A 23643-nucleotide genomic window follows, 5' to 3' on the forward strand; every position below is an offset into this window, starting at 1 on the left:
TATACTCTTCTTGTAAAGTATTTTTGTTGATTTCTGCTTTTTTATGTAACTAAATTGTAACTATTATTTTGCTCATTGTCAAATTGACAAAAAAACAAAAGTATGCTTATTTAGTATTTTCAACACTTTAAGCATACTCGATTTTGTTACTTCACTGTTACTATTTTGTTTCTATTTTGTTTCTATTTTGTTTCTTTTAATTTTTATCTAATTCAAATTTATAATCTTTAATTCCATTTGATAAACTGTATATATTTTTAAATCCATTTAGTAATAAAACTTTTCCTGCACTCAAACTTTGACTTCCTATTCCACAGTATAATACAATATTTTTGTCCTTATATTTTTCTAGAAATTCCAATTTATCTGGTATCTCATTAATAGGGATATTTATAGCTCCTGGTATATGCTCTTTTGAATAATTTTCTACACTTCTTAAATCTATAATTAAATCAATTTTTTTATTTTCTATCATTTCTTTTAATTTACTTGATTTTATTTTAATTACAGTCAACTTAAACACCTTACTTTTTTATACATAGTATTCATATTTCCACAAAAAAGTTACATAATTATCTTTATTCTTAATAAAAAACAAAAAATTCACTTCACTTATATCGTCAACGACCTTTAAAATCAGGTCCGTTGATCAAGTTTAAAGGTTAGAAATTAAAAAAGACTAGAATTTTTATTCTAGTCTTCTCTATTTAACCTTTTATATATTAGGTATTTGCCAATCAATAGGCTCTTTTCCTAACTCTTTAAGTATATCATTTACCTTCGAAAAATGCTTACATCCAAAAAATCCCCTATTTGCAGATAATGGACTTGGATGTGGTGATTCTAAAATAAAATGTCTATTTCCATCAATAAATTCTTTTTTCTTCCTTGCATTAGCTCCCCATAAAACAAATATTACAGGATCCTTACGCTCATTTAGTAATTTAATTATATTATCCGTAAATATCTCCCAACCTTTGTTCTTATGAGAATTGGCTTCATGCGCCCTAACAGTTAAAGCTGTATTTAATAATAAAACCCCTTGATCAGCCCATGGCATTAAGTATCCATTATTAGGTATATAGCAACCTAAATCATCTTTAAGTTCTTTATACATATTTAATAAAGATGGAGGTGTTTTCACATCAGGTTGTACAGAAAAAGCTAAACCATGTGCTTGATTTTCACCATGATACGGATCTTGACCTAATATTAATACTTTTGTCTCTTTATATGATGTATGTTTTAAAGCTTCAAATATATTATGCATATTTGGATAAATAGTTTTACTTTCATATTCTTCTTTTAAAAATCTTCTTAATTCTAAATAGTATTCCTTTTCAAATTCTCCTTTTAGTAATTCATCCCAATCATTATTTAATTTCACCATATTTCCACCTACTTATTTATCTTTTTTTAATATTATACCTTTACTTTACTATTATGTCTTCTTTAGGCTTATTTTTTTCATTTGTTATTATTTTTATATTAACCTTATTAGGTATACACACTATACTCTGATTAGGTTTATGTATAATTCCAGCATGAACACATACCTTATCTGGACAAGATGCTTTTGCAATTTCTACTCCCTTATCATGAATTTTAACTACATTATATCCATTTTTAGTTTCTATTGTAAATTCTTCTTTAGAATCTATAGAAACCTGTTTATATAACTTATTATTTACATAAATCTCTATAAACTCCCCTTTTTTATAACTTATATATTTATTTATTCCTAAACAAATAATAATTATAAAAGAAATTATCATAATAAGAATAATATCTTTTTTCTTCATACTTATCCCCCTAAAAAACTGTGTTATAATTAAATATAACATAGTTTATTGGGGGAATCATTATGAAAACAAAAAAAATTATACCTATCTGTATTTTAATAATCCTACTGTTTACTTCAGTTTATTTTTTTCAAAATAAAACTACTATGCAATCAAAAACTTATTACTATTTAGGTACTGTTAATGAAATAACCATTTTTGATAAAAATAAATCTGCATCTAAAAAACTTTTAAATAATTGTGATTCTATACTAAAAGATATAGATAATAAAATGAGTACGCACATTCCTGGAAGTGATGTATTTAATATAAATAAAAATGCAGGTTCCAAATTTATCAAAGTATCTAATGATACTTTTTCAGTTATTAAAACAGCTATAAAATACTCTAAAATTTCAAAAAATAACTTCGATATAACAATAGGTCCTTTAGTTAACTTATGGTCAATCGGTACGGATAATGCAAAAGTCCCTTCTAAATTTGAAATTGAAGATAAATTAAATCTAGTGGATTTTAATAAAATTACTTTAGATGATAAAAATTCATCTGTTAAATTAAATTTATCTAACATGAAAATAGATCTTGGTGGTATAGCCAAAGGTTATGCTGCTGATAAAATATGTTCGTATTTACTAAAAAATGATGTTCATAGTGCTTTAATAAATTTAGGTGGAAATGTATATGCATTAGGTAATAAACTTGATAATACTGATTTTACAGTTGGAATACAAAATCCAACAATACCTAACGGCAATTCAATTGGAAATATTAAAGTATCTAATAAATCTGTCGTTACATCTGGTATATATGAAAGATACATAGAAAAAGATGGTCATATATATCATCATATGTTAAGTCCATTTACTGGATATCCATTTAAAAACGAATTAAGTAGCGTTACCATAATTTCAAATAAATCTATGATATGCGATGCTCTATCTACTTCTGTATTTGGACTTGGTTTAAAGGAAGGTTCTAAATTAATAGAATCATTGAATAATGTAGAGGCTATTTTTATAACTAAAGATAAAAATGTTCATGTTACATCTGGTTTAAAAAATAAATTTAATCTAACTAACAATAATTTTAACCTAATTAATTAATAAAATTCCCATTAAGCTATTACTACAAATATTTTACTTGTAGTTAGTTAAATGGGAATTTATTTTTGAGAATTTATTTATACATATTTATATATATCTGTCATATCAGCTTTTAATCTTTCTACATTTAATGATTCATTATACTTTTCTAAACCATTATCATCTGCATTATCTATAATTTCTATAGGTACAGTTATAATAAACTTAGTTCCTTTATTAAGCTTACTTTCAACACTTATCTCTCCTCCAATTAAATTTATCATTGATTTTACCATAGATAAACCAATTCCACTTCCATATATATTACCTATATATCCCTTATTTACATCATTAAATCTATCAAAAATAAAGTTTATTTTATCCTCTGGTATTCCTATTCCTGTATCCTCAATAATAACTTCTATTATATCTTTCTTATATATAATATTTGTATTTATCGCTCCTCCAGGTTTAGTAAATTTAATAGAATTTGATAGTATATTTAAAAGTATTCTTTCTATAGCATTTTCATCAACTGCCATAACTAATTCTTCTATATCTGTATCAAATATCACATCAATTTCCTTTGAACTAGCATAACTAACTACCGATATTACTATATTTTCAATAATAGAAACAATATCCCTATTTTTCTTTCTTATTTTATAAAATCCAGATTCCATTTTTGTAAAATCAATTAAATCATTTATAATTTTTAATAATCTATAGCTATTTTGCATAGTTAAATCTACATGTTTTTTTACATATCCTTTTCCATTTAATATCTTATTTTTTTCATTTAATCTTCCTAATAGCTGAGTACTTGTAAAAATTAGATTTAAAGGAGTTTTTAATTCATGAGACATATTTATAAAAAATTGCATTTTTATAAGATCATGCTTTTTTCTCTCCATTATCTTCTTTTTTAAGCTTTCTAGTTTCTTAATTTCTTCTAAACTTTTTATTATTGTAAGCTTTTGAGTCTTATTATTTAATCCAAATGGTATACTTGCTACTTTAGCTTCAATTACTTTATTGTGTATATCTAAATACTTTACATATTCATAATCAGATACTTTATTTTGTTTTACTTTTAGTACACCTTCTTTTATTAATTTTTTATAATCTGGATGTACCTTCATTAAATCTTTTCTACACATACCTAACTCTAATTCATCTAAATTTCCCTTTATACCAAAAATATCTTTAAACTTCTTATTTATATATATATATTTATTAGTCTCTAAATCTTCTAAGTAAATTCCTTCTGGAACATTGTTTAAAAGTTCTTTATATATATCATTTGTTTTTTTTAGAATGTTTTGAGTATTTATATACTCAGTCATATCAACATAACTTACAATCGTAAATTTTTTATCTCCTTCATGATATAATGTTGTTTTAGACTCTATCCATCTTATGTCTCCATCACAATTAATAATTCTATGTTTAGATAAACCACCATCATAAAGTTCTTCATTACAACATGCTTTTCGATTTATGTCTATTATATTCTTGTATTGCTCTTTATCATCAGGATGTATAACTTGTCCAATATAGTCTGCTTCACTTAAATTATCATCATATATTTTGTTTAATTTAAATCTATCAAGAAAAGATTTACATGATCCACTATATTTTATTATATTATATGATTCATCTGCTATAAAAACTGGTGTTTTTATATTAGTTATTAAATCTTCATATTCTTGTTTTAATTCAACTAAATCATTTAACATTTCTCTTTCATTAGATATATTAACAACAAGGCATATACACCCTCCATTTGTATTATCTGGAGAATACGTGCATCTATATACTTGGTCATTAGTAGTTATTATCTCATTTTCTAATATACGTTTCCTCGCACATACCATAGAAACACTTTCAATAAATTCATAACAATTTAAAATATTTTTATTTATAGAATAATCAATATTATTTTCATAATTAATAATATTCCTAAACGCATTATTAAAATATATTACATTTAAATTTTTATCAAATTTAATTAATCCATTTGTTGTAGACATTAATATTGAATTAAGAAACTCTTCTTTATACATAAGAGTTTGATTAATATCATACTGCACTTTGTTAATTCTTTTTAAAATTCTATTTGCATTTTTATGTAAGCTAGATTGTCTATTAATCTTTTTATTAGCCTCTATTATTTTTATATATGGATGTATTAAGCTTGTTTTTATAATCAAGTTATAAACTAGGTACATCTGTACAGCACTTATTATATCTGTAACTACATCTCCTCTTATATTTATGTAAGAAAATTTACTTTTTAATATCAAATATGAAAAATATACTATTTTCAAACATAAAATTTTAATTATCAGTAAAAGTTTTTCCTTTTCTGAATCTCTATTTTCAATATAATTCCTACATTTCTTTAAAATAAATAATAATATAATTATATTTATAATTAATACTAAACTACTCATATTAATATAAATATTTAAAACTTTAATTGTATTAACTTTGAATCCTATTAGTAAAATACTCAATAAAATAACTTGATGTATAAATTTTTTAATTATTTCATTTTGGGTTAGATTTTCTTCATATAAATAGTTAATAGAAAATAAAAAAGTTAAAGTTTCTATTATATTAATAATTATATAGCTTTGATTTAACTTAAAAGCGTCTTCAATCATTAATACACTCAAAACTTCATAAATACTAGATATTGCATATGCTACACCTATAAAAGTTATATATTTCAAGTTTTGATCATTCTTTTCCAATATTAATGCTAATATAAGTATACTCATAGCACTTCTTATACTCATTATAAGCAAACTATGTAAATATTCATATTTGTAACTCATTACAACTAAAGTAATAAAAGTTATTATATAAAAAGAATTTCCCAATTTAGACATTATTCTTCCCCTTAAGTCTAAAATATTCATGTATAATCTCCTAATCTTAATAGTATATATCTGAAAACTCTATTTTAATTTTTTCATCTATATTATAAATTTTTCTATCTTCTTGATTCTCTTTACAATTCAATTCCTTTATCGGAATATTTATTATAAATTCTGTCCCTTTATCTTCCTCACTTATTGCACTTATATTTCCACCATGTAATTCAACTAAATTTTTTACGATTGTTAAACCTATTCCACTTCCTTCTGTATTTCTAGAAAGAGTTTTATCTACTTGACCAAATTCTTCAAAAATTAATTTTAATTTATTTTTAGGTATCCCAACTCCAGTATCTTTGACACTTATACTTACTAAGTCTCTTTTATTATATATATTTACGTATATATCTCCTCCGTTTTTAGTAAACTTAATACAGTTTGATAATAAATTTAAAATTATTCTCTCAATTTCTGATTTATCTATATACATATTTATTTCTTCAGACTCTGTATCAAATAAAATACTTATATCTTTTTTACTTGCATATCTTTCTACTTTCATAAATAAATCTTCTATTACCGTTACAATGTTATGTTTTGATAACTCCAACTTGTAAAGTCCAGATTCCATCTTTGTCAAATCAATAATATTATTAATTAATCTTTGTAATCTATATGAACTTTGTCTAACTAGTTCAACATGAGATTTAACATTGTCATTATAGTCTTCAATTTTACCATTTTTATAAAATGAGTCTATAAGCTGATTTGAACTAGAAATAACATTTAATGGTGTTTTAAGTTCGTGAGACATATTTGCAAAGAACTCCGTTTTTATTTTATCTGTATTTAATCTTTCTAATAATTCTTGTTCTGCTAATTCAGATGTTTTCTTATTAGTTAAATCTTTTATTATAAGCATTACATATTTATTTTCATCTATAGCAAATGGTATGGCATTCATATCAACTTGAACAATTTCATCTTTAGTAGTTATAAGCTTTTGTTCTAATAAGATTATATACTCATTCTCATTAAGAACACTTTTCATCTTTAAATCAAACTTTCTTGTTTCATTAAATTTTAATTTAATAAAACTTTTTACATTTTTAGATTTGATATTATCTATTGATTTATGTCCTAACATATCTATAAGAGATTTATTTGCATAATCTATATTTAAATTTTCATCTAATAAACAAATTCCATCTGGTAAAATATCTATAAATCTAGAATAAGACTTTTGGCTCTCCTTCAATTTCATCTGTCCAATTTTTCTCATAGTAACATCTCTTATAGCCACTATTGTCTTATTTTCACCATTTTTAATATATTCAGAGAAACTCATTTCAACATATATTTTTTTACCATCTATAATATACATTTCTTCTTTATTCTCTTTTTTACCATCTATACAAAAATCGATTTCATTTAAATTTTCTTTAAATATTTCTCTACAAGCTTTATTTGCATAAATTACATTTCCATCTTGCAGTACTACTATACCATCACCTATACTCTCTAAAAAATTCTCATATCTTGCATTAGCTTCTATTATTTTTTGCTCAAATTCCTTTTTCTTAGTTTTATCTATTAAAATACACAAAGCCCCTTCAGTTTCATTTTTTATAACAAGAGGAGCAAATATTGCTTGATATGACTTATTGTTAATAGCATAAATATAATCTTCTGTATTTGATTTATTATCAAATACATAATCTATATTATTTAATAAGTCATCATAATTTTTCAACTTTGGTTTTAAATCCAGCTCTATTTTATAGTCTTTACTACATAAATTGTATCCAAATATAGATTTAAACGTTTTATTTGCATACTTTATTTCTTTTTCTTTACTAAACACTATAATAGAATTCACTGATGCGTCTAATGTGGATTGTAATTTTGACTCTTTATCAATCAGTAATTCTTTTAGTCCTTGTATTTTTTCAGTTTCTGTCATTAACTTTTCATTATTTTCTTTTAAATCTTCAGTTTTTTGAATTAATTTTTCATTTATTACATTTAATTTTAAATATGGTTTTCTTACATTTTTATATGCTATGTATCTATACAGATAATACATAGATATATTAGTTAGCATCTGACTTAAAATATCTTCTATTAATAAATTCCTTATGAAAAAATGTAATGCTATTGGAACTCTTGATATCATTAATATAATTATAGTTTTTTTAAAAAAGTATTTCTCTTCATTGTCTAACTCACTACTATTTACTTGTATCTGTTTTAAAAGATATATTGATATCAATATTATAGCAATACTTATAAATATTTCTAGTATATAATATTTAATTTGAACTGTTGTACTATCTAACGAATTAATAAATAGTACTGTTGAACTTAAAAATCCAAATGTTATCAATATAGATAAACTCATATCTAACATTAAATTTTTAAGCTTTTTTAAATAATTAAAACTCACAAATATTCCTATTATAGGAAACATATCTGTTAATCCTGATAATATAAATTTGATGTTTAGTGAATTTGTTATATTATCAATCAAATTCAAACTTATAAATACATCAATAATTTCTATTATTCCTGTAACTCCTAAAATTGATCCTAGTACTTTAGAAAACTTGTCAATATTAAACTTCATCGTATTAAGTACTATTATACTTATAGATATTAAAAATGCAGAATACATAAAGTGCATCAATATAGCGTATTTTCCAATATCTTCTATTAAAAATAACGGTATCATAGCTAATAAACATATACTTATAGCTATAAGTTTAGTATTTTTTTTTGCCATACATTCTTTCTCCATAAAAGGTACTTCACATTTCAAAATTCCCCACCCCCTTGTTTATTCCTACATAAATTATACTATACTTATACAAATAATTTCTATTTTATATGATCCATTTTACCTAAAAATACCAAGAAGAGTGAATATATACTCAACTTGGTATTTTTTAATCATATTACATTATTATATCATTTTTTATATCCTTTATTTACTAATTCCAGGAAAATAAAATTCTTTTATCATCAATTCTTTTTGTTATTTTATTTCTATCAAAATTTTCTAATATAATCATACAATTTTTTCTACTAGATTTAATTAAATCTCTATATTGTCCTAAAGTTATTTCTTTATTAATATTTAAAAATTCAATTAGGTCTTTTTTAATTTTCTCGTACATAGTTTTATGTAAAATATGTTCATCATCTAATTTTATAATTTCATCATATATCATATATTCTAAAACTTCTTTATAATAAGCATCTTTACAAACTTCATCTATCCTTAAAATTTTTGATAATCCTGAATTTTTCACCAATTTTTCTATCTGTGTTTTTATTTCTATTTGCTTATTATTTAGATTAATTTTAAATTCATATAAAGAAATATAATTATCTATTACTTTTATAATTTCTTCTTTACATAAGTTTGCTAATAAAATATCCACTTCTCTTGATTTTAAAGTTATATTTAACTTTGATCTTATTTCTTCTTTTAACATACCTTTTCTTAATCTATATTTTTTATGATATTGATTTAAAATAGCAATCATATGTTCTTTTATTTTATTGTATTGAGTAATATGTATGTACATATTGTTTATTAGAATTACTTTTGAATCTAATATTAACTTATCTAAAGCATCTATTATAATATTATCATTCTCTTTTCTATAAATCATCATATTCTTTATAGTGCAATTTTCATTTGTATTATTCTTTAAGTACTCTTCTAAAATATCTTTTAATTCACCTTTTTCTTTCATTTTAAAAGTTTCTATAACTTTATCATCAAAACGTTTATGCTTTTTCTTTGCAATATCAACTATTATACCCCCACCTATAGTTTCCATAGGTGAATAGCTTCTAACAACAAATTCATCTCCTTTTTTAGCGACTATACTTTCTTCTAGTCTTAATTGAAGATATCCTATTTCTCCATTATTTATAACTTCTTTGTCTAATGGTACTGCTCTACAAAGTATTTCTCTAGTTCCATGATATAACCTTAGTCTATCCCAATGCTTTATCTTTTTATCAGAATGGTTTACCATAGAAATTTTCACATCCAGCATATGTGTTTCTTCTAAAGAGCTGTTCAATGCAAGTACATCTCCTCTTTTTATATCTTCAACCTTCACATTTGATATGTTTATTGCTGTTCTTTGACCTGCATATGCTGTTTTTACATTTTCCCCATGAACTTGTATGCTTCTTATTTTAGTTTTAATTTGTTTTGGGTAAATTACCAAACTGTCATCTATTCTAATTTTACCTTCAATCAAAGTTCCTGTTATTACTGTTCCAAATCCTTTAACTGAAAATACTCTATCTATATTTAATCTTGCTGGAAAATCTTCATTTCTTCCATCAATTTCATTGCTCAACTTATCTATTTCGTTAACTAATTTATCTATTCCCCTTCTAGAAATAGAATCAACCTCTATTATTTCTGATTCTTCAAGAAAAGTTCCCTTTATTTTTTCTATTATTTCTTCTTTTACAAGATCTTTAAACTCTTTATCTACATTGTCACATTTAGTAAGTACTATTATTCCATTTTTTACATTCAAAAATTTTAATATATCCAAGTGTTCTATGGTTTGTGGCATAACTCCTTCATCTGCTGCTATCACAAGTAATACCATATCTATACCACAAGCTCCTGCTAACATATTCTTTATAAATTTTTCATGACCCGGTACATCCACTATTCCTGCTCTTTTTTTATTTGGTAAATCAAAATAAGTAAAACCTAAATTTATAGATATTCCCCTTTTTTTTTCTTCATCTAGTGTATCTGTTTCTCTACCTGTAAGGGCTTTTATTAGAGTTGTTTTTCCATGATCTATATGGCCTGCTGTGCCTATGATTATATTTTTCATTATGATACCCCCTATTAAGGCTTTTATCTTAATGCTTTTCCTAATTCTTTAACTATATCATCAAATTCATCTTCAAAAATAGTTCTAATGTCTAATATATATTTATTATCACTCACTCTCGCTATTATATGAGAATCACTTAACCTTAATTTTTTTTCCAAAGTTGATACATTTATATTTTTAGGAACAATAGATATGATTTTAGATTTTATAGCTTCAAGAGGCATAGAACCTCCTCCTACCTGAGAAAATCCATCTTCTATTTTTATTTTGGCATCTAAATTTAATTTTTTAATTTTTTCTAATAAACAACTTGCTTTTTTTTCTAATTCCTCTATTTTATATGTTAACATTTTTAAGATAGGGATATTTTTTATTGCTTTTTCTTCATCTAAATACATTCTTAAAGTAGATTCTAATGCACATATTGTAAGCTTATCTACCCTTAGTGCTCTTGTTAGTTGGTTTTTTTTCATTTTCTCTATAAATTCTTTTTTCCCTATTATTATACCCGCTTGAGGTCCTCCTAACATTTTATCTCCACTAAAAGTAACTACATCTACGCCTTTTTTTATTGAATCTAAAACTGTTGGTTCATAAGTTAGCCCGTACTTAGATAAATCTATAAATACCCCACTTCCTAAATCTTCAATTAAAGGTATATTATGTTTTCTACTTAACTTATACAATTCTTCAAGTTCTACACTTTCACTAAATCCTAAAATTTTATAGTTACTTGTATGTACCTTCATTATTGCAGCTGTTTTTTCAGTTATAACTTCTTCATAATCTTTTAGGTGTGTTTTATTAGTAGCTCCAACTTCAACTAGATTTGCTCCGCTTAATGTCATTATACTTGGTATTCTAAATGAACCTCCTACCTCTACTAATTCACCTCTAGAAACTATAACTTCTTTTTCCTTTGCCATTGTACTTAATACTAAAAGTACAGCTGCTGCATTATTATTAACAACTAAAACATCTTCTGCTCCTGTCAATCTCTTAATAGTATTAGTCAAATGAGTATATCTAGAACCTCGTTGTCCCTCATCTAAATTATATTCTAAATTAGAATACCTAGATGCAGTTATCCATAAATCTTCTTTTATACTATCACTAAGTAAAGATCTTCCTAAATTTGTATGTATAACTATACCCGTTCCATTTATAACCTTTTTCAAAGAAAGCGAATAATTTATTTTTAATATAAATAAAGAATCTTCTATTATTTCATTTAAATCAATTTTAATCTTATTTGTTTCTTCATCATTAAAATTGATAATTAATTGTCTTTTAGTATTTATAGCTTCCCTTACTGATTCTAATACTAATGATCTTGGATATTCTATTAAAGCTGATACTATTTTAGAATTCCCCAAAATTTCATCTACTGAAGGTAGCATAGCAAATAATTCTTTTTTATTCAAAATAGTTATCCCCCTTTTTCTTAAATAACAGTAATATAATTATTCTCCTTTTGCTTAACCGATCCTATTATCTTAGCCTCTATAGATCCATTTTTTTTCATATCTTCTACTAGAAGCTCTGCTAGTTCTTCTTTTACTGAAACTAAAAGTCCTCCAGATGTTTGAGGATCATATAAAATATCTTCAATTGCTCCGTCTACATCTTGAATATTTACATCTGTATAAATATACTGCTTATTTCTATACATTCCTGCTGGTATAATACCCATATTAGCCATTTCAATTGCTCCGTCTAAAATCGGTACTTCCTTAGAATCTATATGAATACTTACGTTTGATGCCTTAGCCATTTCTAAAGCATGTCCAAGTAATCCAAACCCAGTTATATCTGTAACAGAATTCACTTCTATATATTCAAAGCTCATTGCTGCATATTTATTTAAGTGAATCATTACTTCTATAACTTTATCACTTATACTTTTTTCTACTAATCCTTCTTTCATAGCTGTATTAAGTATGCCCACTCCAACTGGCTTGGTAAGTATTAACTTATCACCTGGTTTAGATGTAGCATTTGAAAGAACTTTATCTGGTTTTACAATTCCAGATACAGATAAACCATACTTTGGTTCTTTATCATCCACAGTATGACCACCAACTAAAAGTGCTCCACTTTCTTTTACTTTATCAAATCCACCCTTCATAATTTCAGCTAAAACATTCATATCATGACAAGACGGAAAACATACTATATTCATTGCTACTACAGGTTTTCCTCCCATTGCATATACATCTGATAATGAATTTGAAGCTGCTATTTGTCCAAACACATATGGATCATCTACCATAGGTGTGAAAAAATCTAAAGTTTGAATCAATGCAATTTCTTCGTTTAATTTATATACAGCAGCATCATCTGCTGTATCCAATCCTACTAATAAATTTTCTGTATTAATTTTATTCTTAGGAAGTTGAGATAAAACTGATGCCAGAACCTCTGGACCTATTTTAGCTGCTCAACCTCCTGATGTTGTCAATTCTGTAAGCCTTTTTAATGTCTGCATAAAAAGACCTCCTTTCCATGCTTATACATACCTATAATAACATATTTTTTAGTAATTTATAAAAAATTAATTTACACTTATAAAGTCCTTTATATTATCAAATTTCTTATCTCCTATTCCATTTACATTTTTTACTTCTTCTACAGATTTAAACGATTTATTTTCTTGTCTGTATTGCACTATTTTATTTGCAGTAGCCTCTCCTATACCAGGTAAAGTATCTAGTTCTTGTACTGTCGCTGTATTTATATTAATTTTATTATTTTTATTTTCGTTTTCTTTATCCATTTTACTTAAATTAGTATCTTCATTAGAAATAATATCATCATCAGATTTAATATCTTCTCCAATCTTAGGTATTATATAATGTTTTTCATCTTCTACTTTCAAAGCCATATTAACTTTATTTAATTCTGCATCTTTTGTAGGTCCATCCAACTTTTCAACTGCATCTGCAAGTCTCTTCCCACTTTCTAATGTAACTACTCCTGGCTTATTTACTTCTCCACTAACAAATATAGTTATCATTTTTTTTGGTTGGTTTTTTATAACATTTTCAGATTTTTTATCACTAACATTTACATCTAGATTTGTAGTACTTTCTTTATTTTCTTCTTTACTGTTACTTACTACATATACATTTTCTCCAAAGTTAAAATCATTTTTAAATAATATCATTGTAATTGAAAAAATCAATATTACGGAAAAAATACCTATTTTTATAAATTTTTTCAAGTTTTACTCACTCCTTTCTTTTTATTATTAACCAAAATATGTTATACTAACATATGAGTTTAGAATTTGGAGGTTACAAATGAAAAGAATTTTATCAACTTTGATAGCATTTCTTATGACCTTATCCACACTTTTAGGTTCGTCAAGTACATCATTTGCAGATAATGATATTCCATCTATATCTGCTCAATATGCAGTTTTAATGGATTATGAAACAGGTGAAATTTTATACGATAAAAATGGATCCCAAAAACTTTATCCAGCTTCAACTACAAAAGCATGGACAGCATATTTAGTTTTAAAAAATGTTCCTGATTTAAACAAAAAAGTAGAAATCAAGAACATACCTCCTGTAGAAGGATCTAGTATGTACTTAAAAGATGGTGAGTCTTTTACAGTTAAAGAGTTATTAGAAGGTTTTTTAGTTCATTCTTGTAATGATATAGCTGTAGTACTAGCCCAATATGTTAGTGGTTCTGTCGAGAAATTTGTAGATTTAATGAACAAAGAAGCCCAAGCCATAGGTGCAAAAAATACACACTTTAACAATCCTCATGGTTTGCCTGATGAAAATCACTACTCTACTGCTTATGATATGGCTTTAATGGCTAGGGTAGCAATGAATAATAATATATTTAGAGAAATAGTAAAAATGAAGTCTGTTTCATTTAAAGCAACTCAGGCTTATCCATATGAAAGATATTTTGTAAATACTAATAAGTTTTTAAATTCAAATGAAAAAATCAATTATAAAGGTAAACAAATAGACATAAAATATGACATAGTTGATGGTATCAAAACTGGGTATACAGATGATGCTGGTAGATGTCTTTTGTCTAGTGGCGTTAAAGATAATATGAGACTTATTGCAACTGTGTTTAAAACTAAAGGTAATGATTTATACCTTGACTCAAGAACTTTGCTTGACTATGGATTTGATAATTTTTATTCTACAACTATAGTTAATAAGGATAACTATATAGGAACTAAAAAGGTAATGTTTACAAAACAAAATGAATTTGTTTATGAACCAAAATATAGCTACAAAGTAGTTCTACCTAAAGGTACAAAAGAAAATGACTATACAACAAAAGTTAATTTAAATAAAGTAAAATTACCAATTAAAAAAGGTGATAAAGTCGGTACTCTAGAAGTATTTAAAGGAAAAGAACTAAAAAATACTATAGAATTAGTAGCTACAAGTAATCTTAATAGTATTTTTTCTTTTATTACTGAAAATCAAGTTGTAATAAATGGCATTAAAATTGTTGCGATTGCTTTAGTTAGTTTGATTACAGTAACTATAGTTCTTGTTATAATTAGAAAGAAAAAAAGAAGAAAATCTAACAAAAACATTTACTCAAAAAAGAGAAACATATATAAGAAAAAAAGAAAAAGAAGATAATTTTAAAAGATAGACTAAATTGTTATTTATATTAATTTCGTCTATCTTTTTATTTATAAATCACTTTAAATTTTTTTTAATTCCTTTATTTAATATATTTTCATAATTTATAAATTCATATATATCCTCTTTAAATACTGATGAAAATTCTTTTAGTTCTTTTATACTAAGTTCTTCTATAGATTTTTTATTATCCTCACAGTAAATAACTATTTGTCCAACTATTTTATGAGCATCTCTAAAAGGTACTTTATTCTTAACTAAATAATCTGCAACTTCAGTAGCATTTAAAAATCCACTTTTAACTGCTTTTTTCATTTTTTCTTCTTTTACCTTTAAAGTATCTATCATTTTTTCCATGATATCCAAGCTCATTTCTAAAGTTACTACACTATCAAAAAATCCTTCTTTATCTTCTTGCATATCTTTATTATAAGCTAATGGTAAACCTTTCATTGTGGTGAAAAGTCCCATTAAATTGCCATAAACCCTTCCAGTTTTACCTCTTATAAGCTCTGCTCCATCAGGATTTTTCTTTTGAGGCATTATACTACTTCCTGTTGTATACAAATCATCAATTTCAATAAAATCAAATTCTTGGCTACTCCAAAGTATCAACTCTTCACTTAGTCTACTTAAATGCATCATAATTATAGAAAAATTACTCATTAGTTCTAACAAATAATCTCTATCGCTTACTCCATCTATATAATTTTCTACAACTTTTTTAAATCCTAATTTTTCGCATGTTATATTTCTATCTATATCATGTGTTGTTCCTGCTAATGCTCCACATCCTAAAGGACATTCATCTAGAATTTCTAATGCATTTTTTAATCTTTTTTCATCTCTATCAAGCATACTATAATATGCCATTATATGATGTTTAAATGTTATAACTTGAGCTCTTTGAAGATGTGTATATCCTGGCATTATTACAGGATTTTTATATGCTACTTTTTTTATTGTATCTTTTAATTTAATCGTTAAAACTAATATACCTTCAGCTTTTTGCTTTGCATACATTCTCATATCAGTTGCTACTTGATCATTTCTACTTCTCGCTGTGTGTAGCTTCTTTCCTACCTCTCCAATTTTTTGGATTAAATTAATTTCTATAAAACTATGTATATCCTCATAATTTCCATCCATAATTAACTTCCCATTTTCTATATCGTCATTTATTTCCATAAGCGCATCAGTTATTTTAATGCCTTCTTCTTTAGTTAATAAATTACATTTAACTTGCATATACACATGGGCTATACTACCTTGTATATCTTTTTTATACAGTACCTTATCATAATGAAAAGATTTATTAAACTCTTCCATTAACTTATTTTCATTTTTTCTAAATCGCCCACCCCATAATTTCATTCTTTTTCACCTCTTTATAATTTTTAATGCTTTTTTAATATTATTTACCAATATTTATATTGTTAAACTTACTGATACGTAATCTCCTCCTAAGTTCTCCTATTTTTGTACAAGCTCGTAATAAATTTAACACTAATTTTAAATTTAAAAGTGCAAAAAAATTTGCTCAATTGCAAATTTTCTTGCTATCTGCTATGGTTATTACTAAATACGTACTATTTTTTTTATTTACATTAATATTTTTCTAATCTTTATAATTTTCAATCTATTCAGCACATATATTTTTGTGAATTTACAAACATTTAAATAATTGGCATGTGTTTTGCTTTAAATATAATTTATCTTTTTATAAATTTCATCTTGGAAGTTTTTTAATTATAAGTTTAAGGGGGATTTTATATCTAATGAAAGAGAAAACCAGAAGAAAAGCCACATTGTTTGATGCTATGATTCCAATATTTTTCTTAGTTTTATTCTTAGCAATATCCATATTAAAATACGGTGCTTCGCCGCATGTGCCTCTCGTTGGTGGCGCTATTGTAGCTGCATTAGTTGCAGTTTTTAGACTAGGTTATGATTGGAATGAGCTTGAAGAGAGCATGTTCTCAACTATCAAAATGGCAATGCAAGCAATCTTAATAATCATGATTATAGGTATATTAATAGGTACCTGGATAATAAGTGGCGTTGTTCCATCTATGATTTACTGGGGACTTGAAATACTTTCTCCTGGTATATTCTTAGTCGCAACAACATTAATTTGTTGTATTGTATCTTTAGCAACGGGGTCTTCTTGGAGTACTATGGGTACTGTGGGTGTAGCACTTCTTGGTATTGGTCAAGGTCTTGGGATGCCAACTCCACTAATAGCTGGTTCTATAATATCTGGAGCTTATTTTGGAGATAAACTATCACCATTATCTGATACTACTAATCTAGCACCTGCTATGGCTGGTACAACTTTATTTGAGCATATAAAATATATGCTTTACTCCACTATTCCTTCACTAATAATTTGTTTAATATTATATGGTATAATTGGTTTAAAATACAGCGGTCAAGATTTAGATTTATCTCAAATAGAATTAATAAGAACTACTTTACATGACTCATTCAAAACGTTGTCGCCAGTTTTATTTATACCTCCTATAGCAGTCATAGCTTTAGTTATATTTAAAGTTCCTGCTATTCCAGGTCTAATATTTGGAGCATTATTAGGATTTATATTCGCTATAATTTTCCAAGGAGCACCTATTAAGGATATATTAGATGCTGCACAGAATGGTTTTACATCTACTACAGGAATTAATGCTGTCGATGAACTTTTAAATAAAGGCGGTCTTATGAATATGATGTCTACAGTATCATTAACTCTTTGTGCCTTATCTCTAGGTGGTATACTGGAAAAAACAGGTATGCTTGAGGCAATAGCTACATCTATACTAAAACTTGCTCGTGGAGTATTTGGTACTGTATTTTGTACAATGCTTACATGTATGTTAACTAATGTAATGGCAGGTGAACAATATCTTTCAATCGTTATCCCTGGTAGAATGTTTAGAGATGAATATAGAAAAAGAGGATTACATCCTAAGATGTTGTCAAGGGCACTTGAAGATAGCGGTACAATGAGTTCTGCTCTAGTACCATGGAACACATGTGGTGCCTATATACACACAACATTAGGAGTTAGTGCTTTTCAATACTTCCCTTATGCATTCTTAAATTTAATAAATCCACTTGTATCTTTATTCCTTATTGCTATTGGATTTAAAATTGCAAGAATCGACCCTAACGAAATTGAAATTGAAAAATCAATTACTGAATAAAAAACAATTTCATTATTTTCACTAACATCTTAGATATTTTTACTACATTCACTTAAATCACAATTTTTAGTAAAAAAATATTACTAATAAGAAATTCTTATTAGTAATATTTTTTTAGCTTATATTAATATATAATTTCTTTATAAACATATTTACTAGTAGCTGCTGACATTAATCCTCCATAACTTAAAAGAAACTGTACTTTATCACCAACATCATATCTATTTATACTATCCGTTACATCTAATATCATATGATCTGAGCTTGCTCCTAAAATATCTATGTGTTCATCGATTGAACTTATTGAATCTATATTTATATCTTGCTTTCCAATTGCAACTATTGCTCTTTTTCTTATACCCCTATCTTCATACACTGGTTTATTTCCAAATGCATCTACTCCAATTTCACCAATTGGAATTGATGGTTTTTCTTTTATTTCTACAATCTCACATACCAGCTTAAATCCATCTCTATTAGCTCCCTCAATATCTTTTCCATATGCAGTTTCTTTTCCTAAAGCAATTGCTTCTCCTAATCTAAGGTTCGTTATTCCTTTAGGCATTTTATCAGAATTTAATAAAAATAATGAACTAGAATTTCCTCCAGATATAAACTCTAAATTTATATTATGTTTTTGTTCAATATTCCTAGCTATATTAACCAATCTTCCTAAATTTTCCTGAGAAGGTATTATAGCTCCATAACAAGTTAAGTTAGTTGCTAAGCCTATTAATTTTATATTTGATAATTTTAAAATTTCATCTATTGAATTTAATAGTTCATTTTCATCAAAATAACCTTCTCTTAAATCTCCTAAATCTACCATTACTACTACTTTATGAATTATATTTCTTCTTTTGGCAGCTTCATTTAACTCTAGTACAGTTTTTAACTCTGAATTAAAACTAATATTACTATATTGTATTACATCTTCTACTTCACTTAACATTGGAATTCTTATTAATATTTTAGGTAGACTTATATCTTTTAGATTCTTTAGGTTTTCTATTCTAGAATCAGCTATATAATTTATATCTTCTTTAGCTAATTCTCTAACTACATCTTTTATAGCACAATAAACCTTTGTTACCATTGCTACATCTATGTTATTTTTATGACAAATATCAGAAACTATCTTAGTGTTTTCTCTTAACTTCTTTATATTTATCTCTAACCTAGGATACATGATTTATCCTCCTCTAAATTTAAACTTTTTAACATAAGTCTTAGAGATGCATTTTCATATTTTTTAGATAGGACTCCTAAAGATGCCATAATATAATCATTGTCTACTAATATTTTTGTGTTTTCTTTAGGGAATAATAAATCTTTATTTTTATTATATTCAGTTATATATCTCATGATTTCTATTCTATTTGGTAGTCTAGTTAATGCTCCTCCAGTTCCTACAATATATTTTACTTCAGTCAAATCTTTTCCCTCTGCAATTTTACTTTTTCCACTTGTCCCATATACACATCTTATTCTTCCTGAATGTCTTAGTGTGGCTCTAATTACAGCTTCCTTTGTAAGTCTTTCTACAAATTTTATTTGATTTACACTTTTAGGTATTGGTATATATTCTTCCATAATTTTATCTATATTTATTTTCAACTCTTCTTCTAAATTTTCTTTACCAATCAAATTAACTATATTCTCCATATTTACATAAACACCTAAATCGCCTTCTACACTTCTTTTCGCAGTTGGCTCTGGATTTACTAAAATTCTGCTTATACCTTCATTTCCTTCTGTAACTGAATGTAAATCTGTTGTAGCTCCTCCTACATCTATAGTTATTAAATCCCCTATATATTTATATAACAGTTTTGAAGCTTCCATAACTGCTCCAGGAGTAGGTGTTATATTTTCATTTACCATATCTTTTATATGTTTCATTCCTGGTGCATTAGTTATATGCTCTTCAAAAACATCTTGTATTATTTTTCTAGTTGGTTCTATATTTAATAAATCTATTTTAGGATAAACATTTTCTGCTAAATAAAGTTTATAATTTGTATCTTCAAATATTAATTTTATTTCTTCTTGATTTTCTACGTTTCCTGCATATATAATGGGTATCCCTAAATTTATACCTGCAATTAATTCTGCATTATATATTGCTGTATCTCTTTCTCCATAATCGACTCCTCCTGCTATTAATATTATATTTGGAGAAATATTTTTAATTTCTTTTAAATCTGTTCTTCTTAACTTTCCAGCTGTCACTTTATGAATAACTGCCCCTGCACCCAACGCAGCTTCTTTAGCTGCTTTTGCAGTCATATCATATACTAAACCATGAACGGTCATTTTTAAACCACCTGCAGCGCTAGATGTAGCAAACATATCATCATATTCAATAGATTTTACACCTAAATTTTTGCACAATTCTTTTATAGCTCCATTTAAACCATTCCTTACATCTCCGCCTTCAAATACAGTTGTTGGTGCTTGACCCTGGCCTATAAAGCCAGGGCTATCTGTGTTAATGTTATTGAAAGCATTTACAACAGTTGTTGTACTTCCTATTTCAGCAACTAACACATCAATTTTCATATTATTTTTGCTCCATTTCTCTTCTTTTTTCAACTAAGAAAGTAGCTACATTAATACCTTTACTATTTCTTCCAAATCCAGCATCAACTCCCTGTTGAACTGCTATTTCAGGTGTAACTTGAGTTCCTCCACAAGCTATCATAATTTTATCTCTTATTCCTTTTTCAATGCAATATTCATTTAATTTTTTCATGTTTTTGTAATGAATATCGTCATGACTTATTATAGTAGATGCAAGTATTGCATCAGCATTTAATTCTATAGCAGCATCAACTAATTTTTCAACTGGAACTGATGTACCTAAGTAATGACATTCTATTCCAAATCTTTCTATACCACCATGTTTTATATCTATTATCTCTCTAAGTCCTACAGAGTGTTCATCTTCTCCTACTGTAGCACACACTATTTTCATTGGTTTTGCTTCAATATCAGCTCTTATTTCATCATCTGTTAATACTTTTGGTTCTTCTGGTATTACAAGTTTATCTATATCAACATCAAATGGAACTTTTCCTTTTAGCTCTATTCTAGTTCCTTCAGCTGAGTGCATTACTTCTCTATGGATTACTTCAACTTCTTCTAAATTCATTTTTTTAGCAAATTCTATTGCTGCAAATTCAGCTGTTCTTATATCAGTTGGAAGCATCATAGTTATCATAACTATACCATCAGCACACCATTCCATTTCTGGTTTTATTTTACTAGTTTCTCTATATTCTTTAGTTTCTTCTAATCTAACATTTACATTATCCACTTCATCTAATTCGTCTATATAAATTATTTTATCTGGATCTTCAAAAGTACATCCTCCGATTAATTTTGATGGGTCTTCTGCACAAGTCCCATCATATTGAGCTACATTATTATATCCATAGTGAGCTGTAACAGGAGCTAAGTAATCTTCATCTCTTTCATAAACAGTTCCTACTCCAACTCCACCATTTATCTTTCTAGATATTCCATCCCCATTTCTTTCAGGATAATTTCCTGAATCAACGAAAAATCCATCTTCTACAGCTTTGAAGTATCCTCCTACTTCAAGAATTTCTTCCATATAAAGAACTGCTCTTTCTTTTAATTCTCTTGCATTTGTTCTTAAAAGTCCTACATCTTTTAATTCTATCATTTCCATTAGTCCATCCATACCAACTAGCGCTTGTTTTGCTGTATCACAAGCTTCTATATTATACATATGCCATGGAACATTTCTACCTTCATCTGGTGTTATTGTTGATTGTATATCCGCTCTTGTTAAAACTGAAGTTAATAAGTTTAGTACATGTGTAACAGTTGCTTCTCTTGTTGAAGATTCCATATATTTAGTGTTCATTTGAGCTCTCATTTTGTATTCATCAAAAATTTCTCTTAGTGCAACAGCATATGGTAAATCCATTTTTAAACAAGGTGCTGGGGGTGCTGTTGGAGGAACTGTTGATAAACATATATTATCTTTCTTTATACCAACCTCATAAGAAAATACTGAGTTTAGAGCATGTTGTACCATAAGTTCTGGCATTACTTTCCACGCTTCTCTTGCTGTTGCATTGGCATTATGAGCTCCATCTATTTGAGCCATATCTGCAAATGCCATTATATTTTTAGCTTCACAAGCATCAACGAAAGATCTTATCATATTTATATTTCTATAAAGTACGTTATATTGAGGGTCTTGGTGAGCTCCATTTATTCCTTCTTCAGCAAACATAACAGCTACTTCTGGTCCTGCAACTCCACTTACATAAGAATGGTAATTTATAGGTCTTCCAACTTCTTCTTCTATAAAATCTAATGCCTTTCTTTGAGCTCTTACTTGTTTTCTAGTTATAGGAACTCCACCTATACCTTGTGGTGTTCCTTCTATAAGACCATCAAAGTGAGATTGACCTGCAGTTCTTATTACCATTAAATGATCTGCCCCATGATATGCTGCCATTCTCATTCTTCTAATATCATCTTCAAATCTACCAGATGCAATTTCTGTAGTTATTACTGGCAATGGCTGTGGATCTATATAGTTGAAATATTTAGCAGATGGAAGTGCTGTACTATCCTTTAGAGGTGTTGAACAATCTGAGTATTCAAAAGGACCCATTTTTAGTCCCTTTTGAGGCTCTCTCCATGTCCATCCTCTTCTTTTAGGTCTATATTTATCTAAATCTTTTAATATATATTCTATATCTAATTTTTTATTTTCTTTTAACATTTCGCAGCCTCCTTACTAAATAAACTAACTACTTCATCCCATCCTTCTCCATTAACTAACATAAGACCAGCTTCTCTTATACTGATATCTTTTTCTTTTGCTAATTTATAAACTACATGACCTGCTCCTTTACTTATAAGCCCTCTATCAAGAACACCTTCTATTATTGGTTTAGCTTCTAGTGATGAAAATCCCATTCTTAAAAGGACAGATCTTTCTATAGATGGAGTTGTATTCTTTTTCCCTAACTCTAACATAGGTTGCATAATTTGATGAGCTAATTCCCAAAATTTATCATGTATTTCTTGATCACTTAGATTTTGTAGATGTTTTCTTCTTTCTGTAAAATCATCTTCTCTCTTTTTCATATACATTCCCTCTCCCTATTA

Annotated in this window: 17 protein-coding genes; 3 read left to right on the forward strand and 14 right to left on the reverse strand. The window is 26.6% G+C overall.

The genetic code is table 11. The features are described from left to right. Positions 1-196 precede the first annotated feature (196 nt). From CHF27_RS05280 to CHF27_RS05290, 3 genes are all read right to left on the reverse strand, one after another. Entirely contained in the window at positions 197-514 is a 318-nt protein-coding gene (locus CHF27_RS05280; RefSeq protein ID WP_095405743.1) for a rhodanese-like domain-containing protein, read from the reverse strand. A gap of 201 nt (positions 515-715) precedes the next feature. Then, a complete protein-coding gene (locus CHF27_RS05285; RefSeq protein ID WP_095405742.1) occupies positions 716-1390 on the reverse strand; it encodes a uracil-DNA glycosylase in 675 nt (224 codons plus the stop codon). Positions 1391-1430: 40 nt separating this feature from the next. Beyond that, positions 1431-1802: a NusG domain II-containing protein gene (locus tag CHF27_RS05290; RefSeq protein ID WP_095405741.1), complete on the reverse strand. Its 372-nt coding sequence runs from the start codon at positions 1800-1802 to the stop codon at positions 1431-1433. Positions 1803-1864: 62 nt separating this feature from the next. Between CHF27_RS05290 and CHF27_RS05295 the strand changes: the two genes are divergently transcribed. Next, positions 1865-2905, forward strand: coding sequence for an FAD:protein FMN transferase (locus CHF27_RS05295; protein WP_095405740.1), 1041 nt, complete (start codon positions 1865-1867; stop codon positions 2903-2905). Positions 2906-2982: 77 nt separating this feature from the next. On the opposite strand, the gene CHF27_RS05300 is transcribed toward CHF27_RS05295, so the two are convergent. The 6 genes from CHF27_RS05300 to CHF27_RS05325 form a co-directional block, all read right to left on the reverse strand. Next, positions 2983-5781, reverse strand: coding sequence for a sensor histidine kinase (locus tag CHF27_RS05300; protein WP_158534726.1), 2799 nt, complete (start codon positions 5779-5781; stop codon positions 2983-2985). A 46-nt stretch (positions 5782-5827) separates the two neighbouring features. Then, positions 5828-8587, reverse strand: coding sequence for a sensor histidine kinase (locus tag CHF27_RS05305; protein ID WP_095405738.1), 2760 nt, complete (start codon positions 8585-8587; stop codon positions 5828-5830). Positions 8588-8759: 172 nt separating this feature from the next. Then, positions 8760-10649: a selenocysteine-specific translation elongation factor gene (selB, locus tag CHF27_RS05310; protein WP_095405737.1), complete on the reverse strand. Its 1890-nt coding sequence runs from the start codon at positions 10647-10649 to the stop codon at positions 8760-8762. A gap of 23 nt (positions 10650-10672) precedes the next feature. Beyond that, positions 10673-12052 carry an L-seryl-tRNA(Sec) selenium transferase gene (gene selA, locus CHF27_RS05315; protein WP_243444954.1) on the reverse strand — a complete coding sequence of 460 codons (1380 nt, stop codon included), beginning with the start codon at positions 12050-12052 and terminating at the stop codon, positions 10673-10675. Between the two features lie 44 nt (positions 12053-12096). Next, positions 12097-13140: a selenide, water dikinase SelD gene (selD, locus tag CHF27_RS05320; protein ID WP_095405735.1), complete on the reverse strand. Its 1044-nt coding sequence runs from the start codon at positions 13138-13140 to the stop codon at positions 12097-12099. Positions 13141-13206: 66 nt separating this feature from the next. Next, positions 13207-13875, reverse strand: coding sequence for a helix-hairpin-helix domain-containing protein (locus CHF27_RS05325; protein ID WP_095405734.1), 669 nt, complete (start codon positions 13873-13875; stop codon positions 13207-13209). A 79-nt stretch (positions 13876-13954) separates the two neighbouring features. On the opposite strand from CHF27_RS05325, the gene CHF27_RS05330 reads away from it, so the two are divergent. Further along, entirely contained in the window at positions 13955-15280 is a 1326-nt protein-coding gene (locus tag CHF27_RS05330) for a D-alanyl-D-alanine carboxypeptidase family protein (protein WP_095405733.1), read from the forward strand. 60 nt (positions 15281-15340) lie between these two features. Here the strand turns inward: CHF27_RS05330 and argH are convergent, their stop codons facing one another. Further along, the gene (gene argH / locus CHF27_RS05335) at positions 15341-16657 is read right to left on the reverse strand and encodes an argininosuccinate lyase (protein ID WP_095405732.1); all 1317 of its coding nucleotides are present in this window, start codon (positions 16655-16657) and stop codon (positions 15341-15343) included. Positions 16658-17061: 404 nt separating this feature from the next. Here argH and nhaC point away from each other — a divergent pair, with 404 nt between their 5' ends. Next, on the forward strand, positions 17062-18486 hold the full coding sequence (gene nhaC / locus CHF27_RS05340; RefSeq protein WP_095405731.1) for a Na+/H+ antiporter NhaC: 1425 nt from the start codon (positions 17062-17064) through the stop codon (positions 18484-18486). Between the two features lie 124 nt (positions 18487-18610). Here nhaC and orr read toward each other — a convergent pair whose 3' ends face one another. Genes orr through CHF27_RS05360 form a run of 4 tightly spaced genes read right to left on the reverse strand, consistent with a single transcriptional unit; the run spans position 18611 to position 23622 of the window. After that, on the reverse strand, positions 18611-19675 hold the full coding sequence (orr, locus tag CHF27_RS05345) for an ornithine racemase Orr (RefSeq protein WP_095405730.1): 1065 nt from the start codon (positions 19673-19675) through the stop codon (positions 18611-18613). Further along, positions 19660-21048: a GlmL-related ornithine degradation protein gene (locus CHF27_RS05350; RefSeq protein WP_095405729.1), complete on the reverse strand. Its 1389-nt coding sequence runs from the start codon at positions 21046-21048 to the stop codon at positions 19660-19662. The genes orr and CHF27_RS05350 overlap by 16 nt, the downstream gene beginning before the upstream one ends. 1 nt (position 21049) lies before the next feature. Further along, a complete protein-coding gene (oraE, locus tag CHF27_RS05355) occupies positions 21050-23254 on the reverse strand; it encodes a D-ornithine 4,5-aminomutase subunit OraE (RefSeq protein WP_095405728.1) in 2205 nt (734 codons plus the stop codon). Beyond that, positions 23248-23622, reverse strand: coding sequence for an ornithine aminomutase subunit alpha (locus tag CHF27_RS05360; RefSeq protein WP_095405727.1), 375 nt, complete (start codon positions 23620-23622; stop codon positions 23248-23250). The genes oraE and CHF27_RS05360 overlap by 7 nt, the downstream gene beginning before the upstream one ends. Positions 23623-23643 lie beyond the last annotated feature (21 nt).

The sequence above is a fragment of the Romboutsia maritimum genome, from assembly GCF_002251085.2.
GTDB classification, from domain to species: Bacteria; Bacillota; Clostridia; order Peptostreptococcales; family Peptostreptococcaceae; genus Romboutsia_B; species Romboutsia_B maritimum.

Bases quoted from the DNA above. Each gene is read 5' to 3' on its own strand.
- argH (WP_095405732.1), bottom strand. From the start codon at position 16,657: ATGAAATTATGGGGTGGGCGATTTAGAAAAAATGAAAATAAGTTAATG.
- selA (WP_243444954.1), bottom strand. From the start codon at position 12,052: ATGCTACCTTCAGTAGATGAAATTTTGGGGAATTCTAAAATAGTATCA.
- orr (WP_095405730.1), bottom strand. From the start codon at position 19,675: ATGTATCCTAGGTTAGAGATAAATATAAAGAAGTTAAGAGAAAACACT.
- CHF27_RS05285 (WP_095405742.1), bottom strand. From the start codon at position 1,390: ATGGTGAAATTAAATAATGATTGGGATGAATTACTAAAAGGAGAATTT.
- oraE (WP_095405728.1), bottom strand. From the start codon at position 23,254: ATGTTAAAAGAAAATAAAAAATTAGATATAGAATATATATTAAAAGAT.
- CHF27_RS05290 (WP_095405741.1), bottom strand. From the start codon at position 1,802: ATGAAGAAAAAAGATATTATTCTTATTATGATAATTTCTTTTATAATT.
- CHF27_RS05350 (WP_095405729.1), bottom strand. From the start codon at position 21,048: ATGAAAATTGATGTGTTAGTTGCTGAAATAGGAAGTACAACAACTGTT.
- CHF27_RS05360 (WP_095405727.1), bottom strand. From the start codon at position 23,622: ATGAAAAAGAGAGAAGATGATTTTACAGAAAGAAGAAAACATCTACAA.
- CHF27_RS05295 (WP_095405740.1), top strand. From the start codon at position 1,865: ATGAAAACAAAAAAAATTATACCTATCTGTATTTTAATAATCCTACTG.
- CHF27_RS05330 (WP_095405733.1), top strand. From the start codon at position 13,955: ATGAAAAGAATTTTATCAACTTTGATAGCATTTCTTATGACCTTATCC.
- nhaC (WP_095405731.1), top strand. From the start codon at position 17,062: ATGAAAGAGAAAACCAGAAGAAAAGCCACATTGTTTGATGCTATGATT.
- selB (WP_095405737.1), bottom strand. From the start codon at position 10,649: ATGAAAAATATAATCATAGGCACAGCAGGCCATATAGATCATGGAAAA.
- CHF27_RS05300 (WP_158534726.1), bottom strand. From the start codon at position 5,781: ATGTCTAAATTGGGAAATTCTTTTTATATAATAACTTTTATTACTTTA.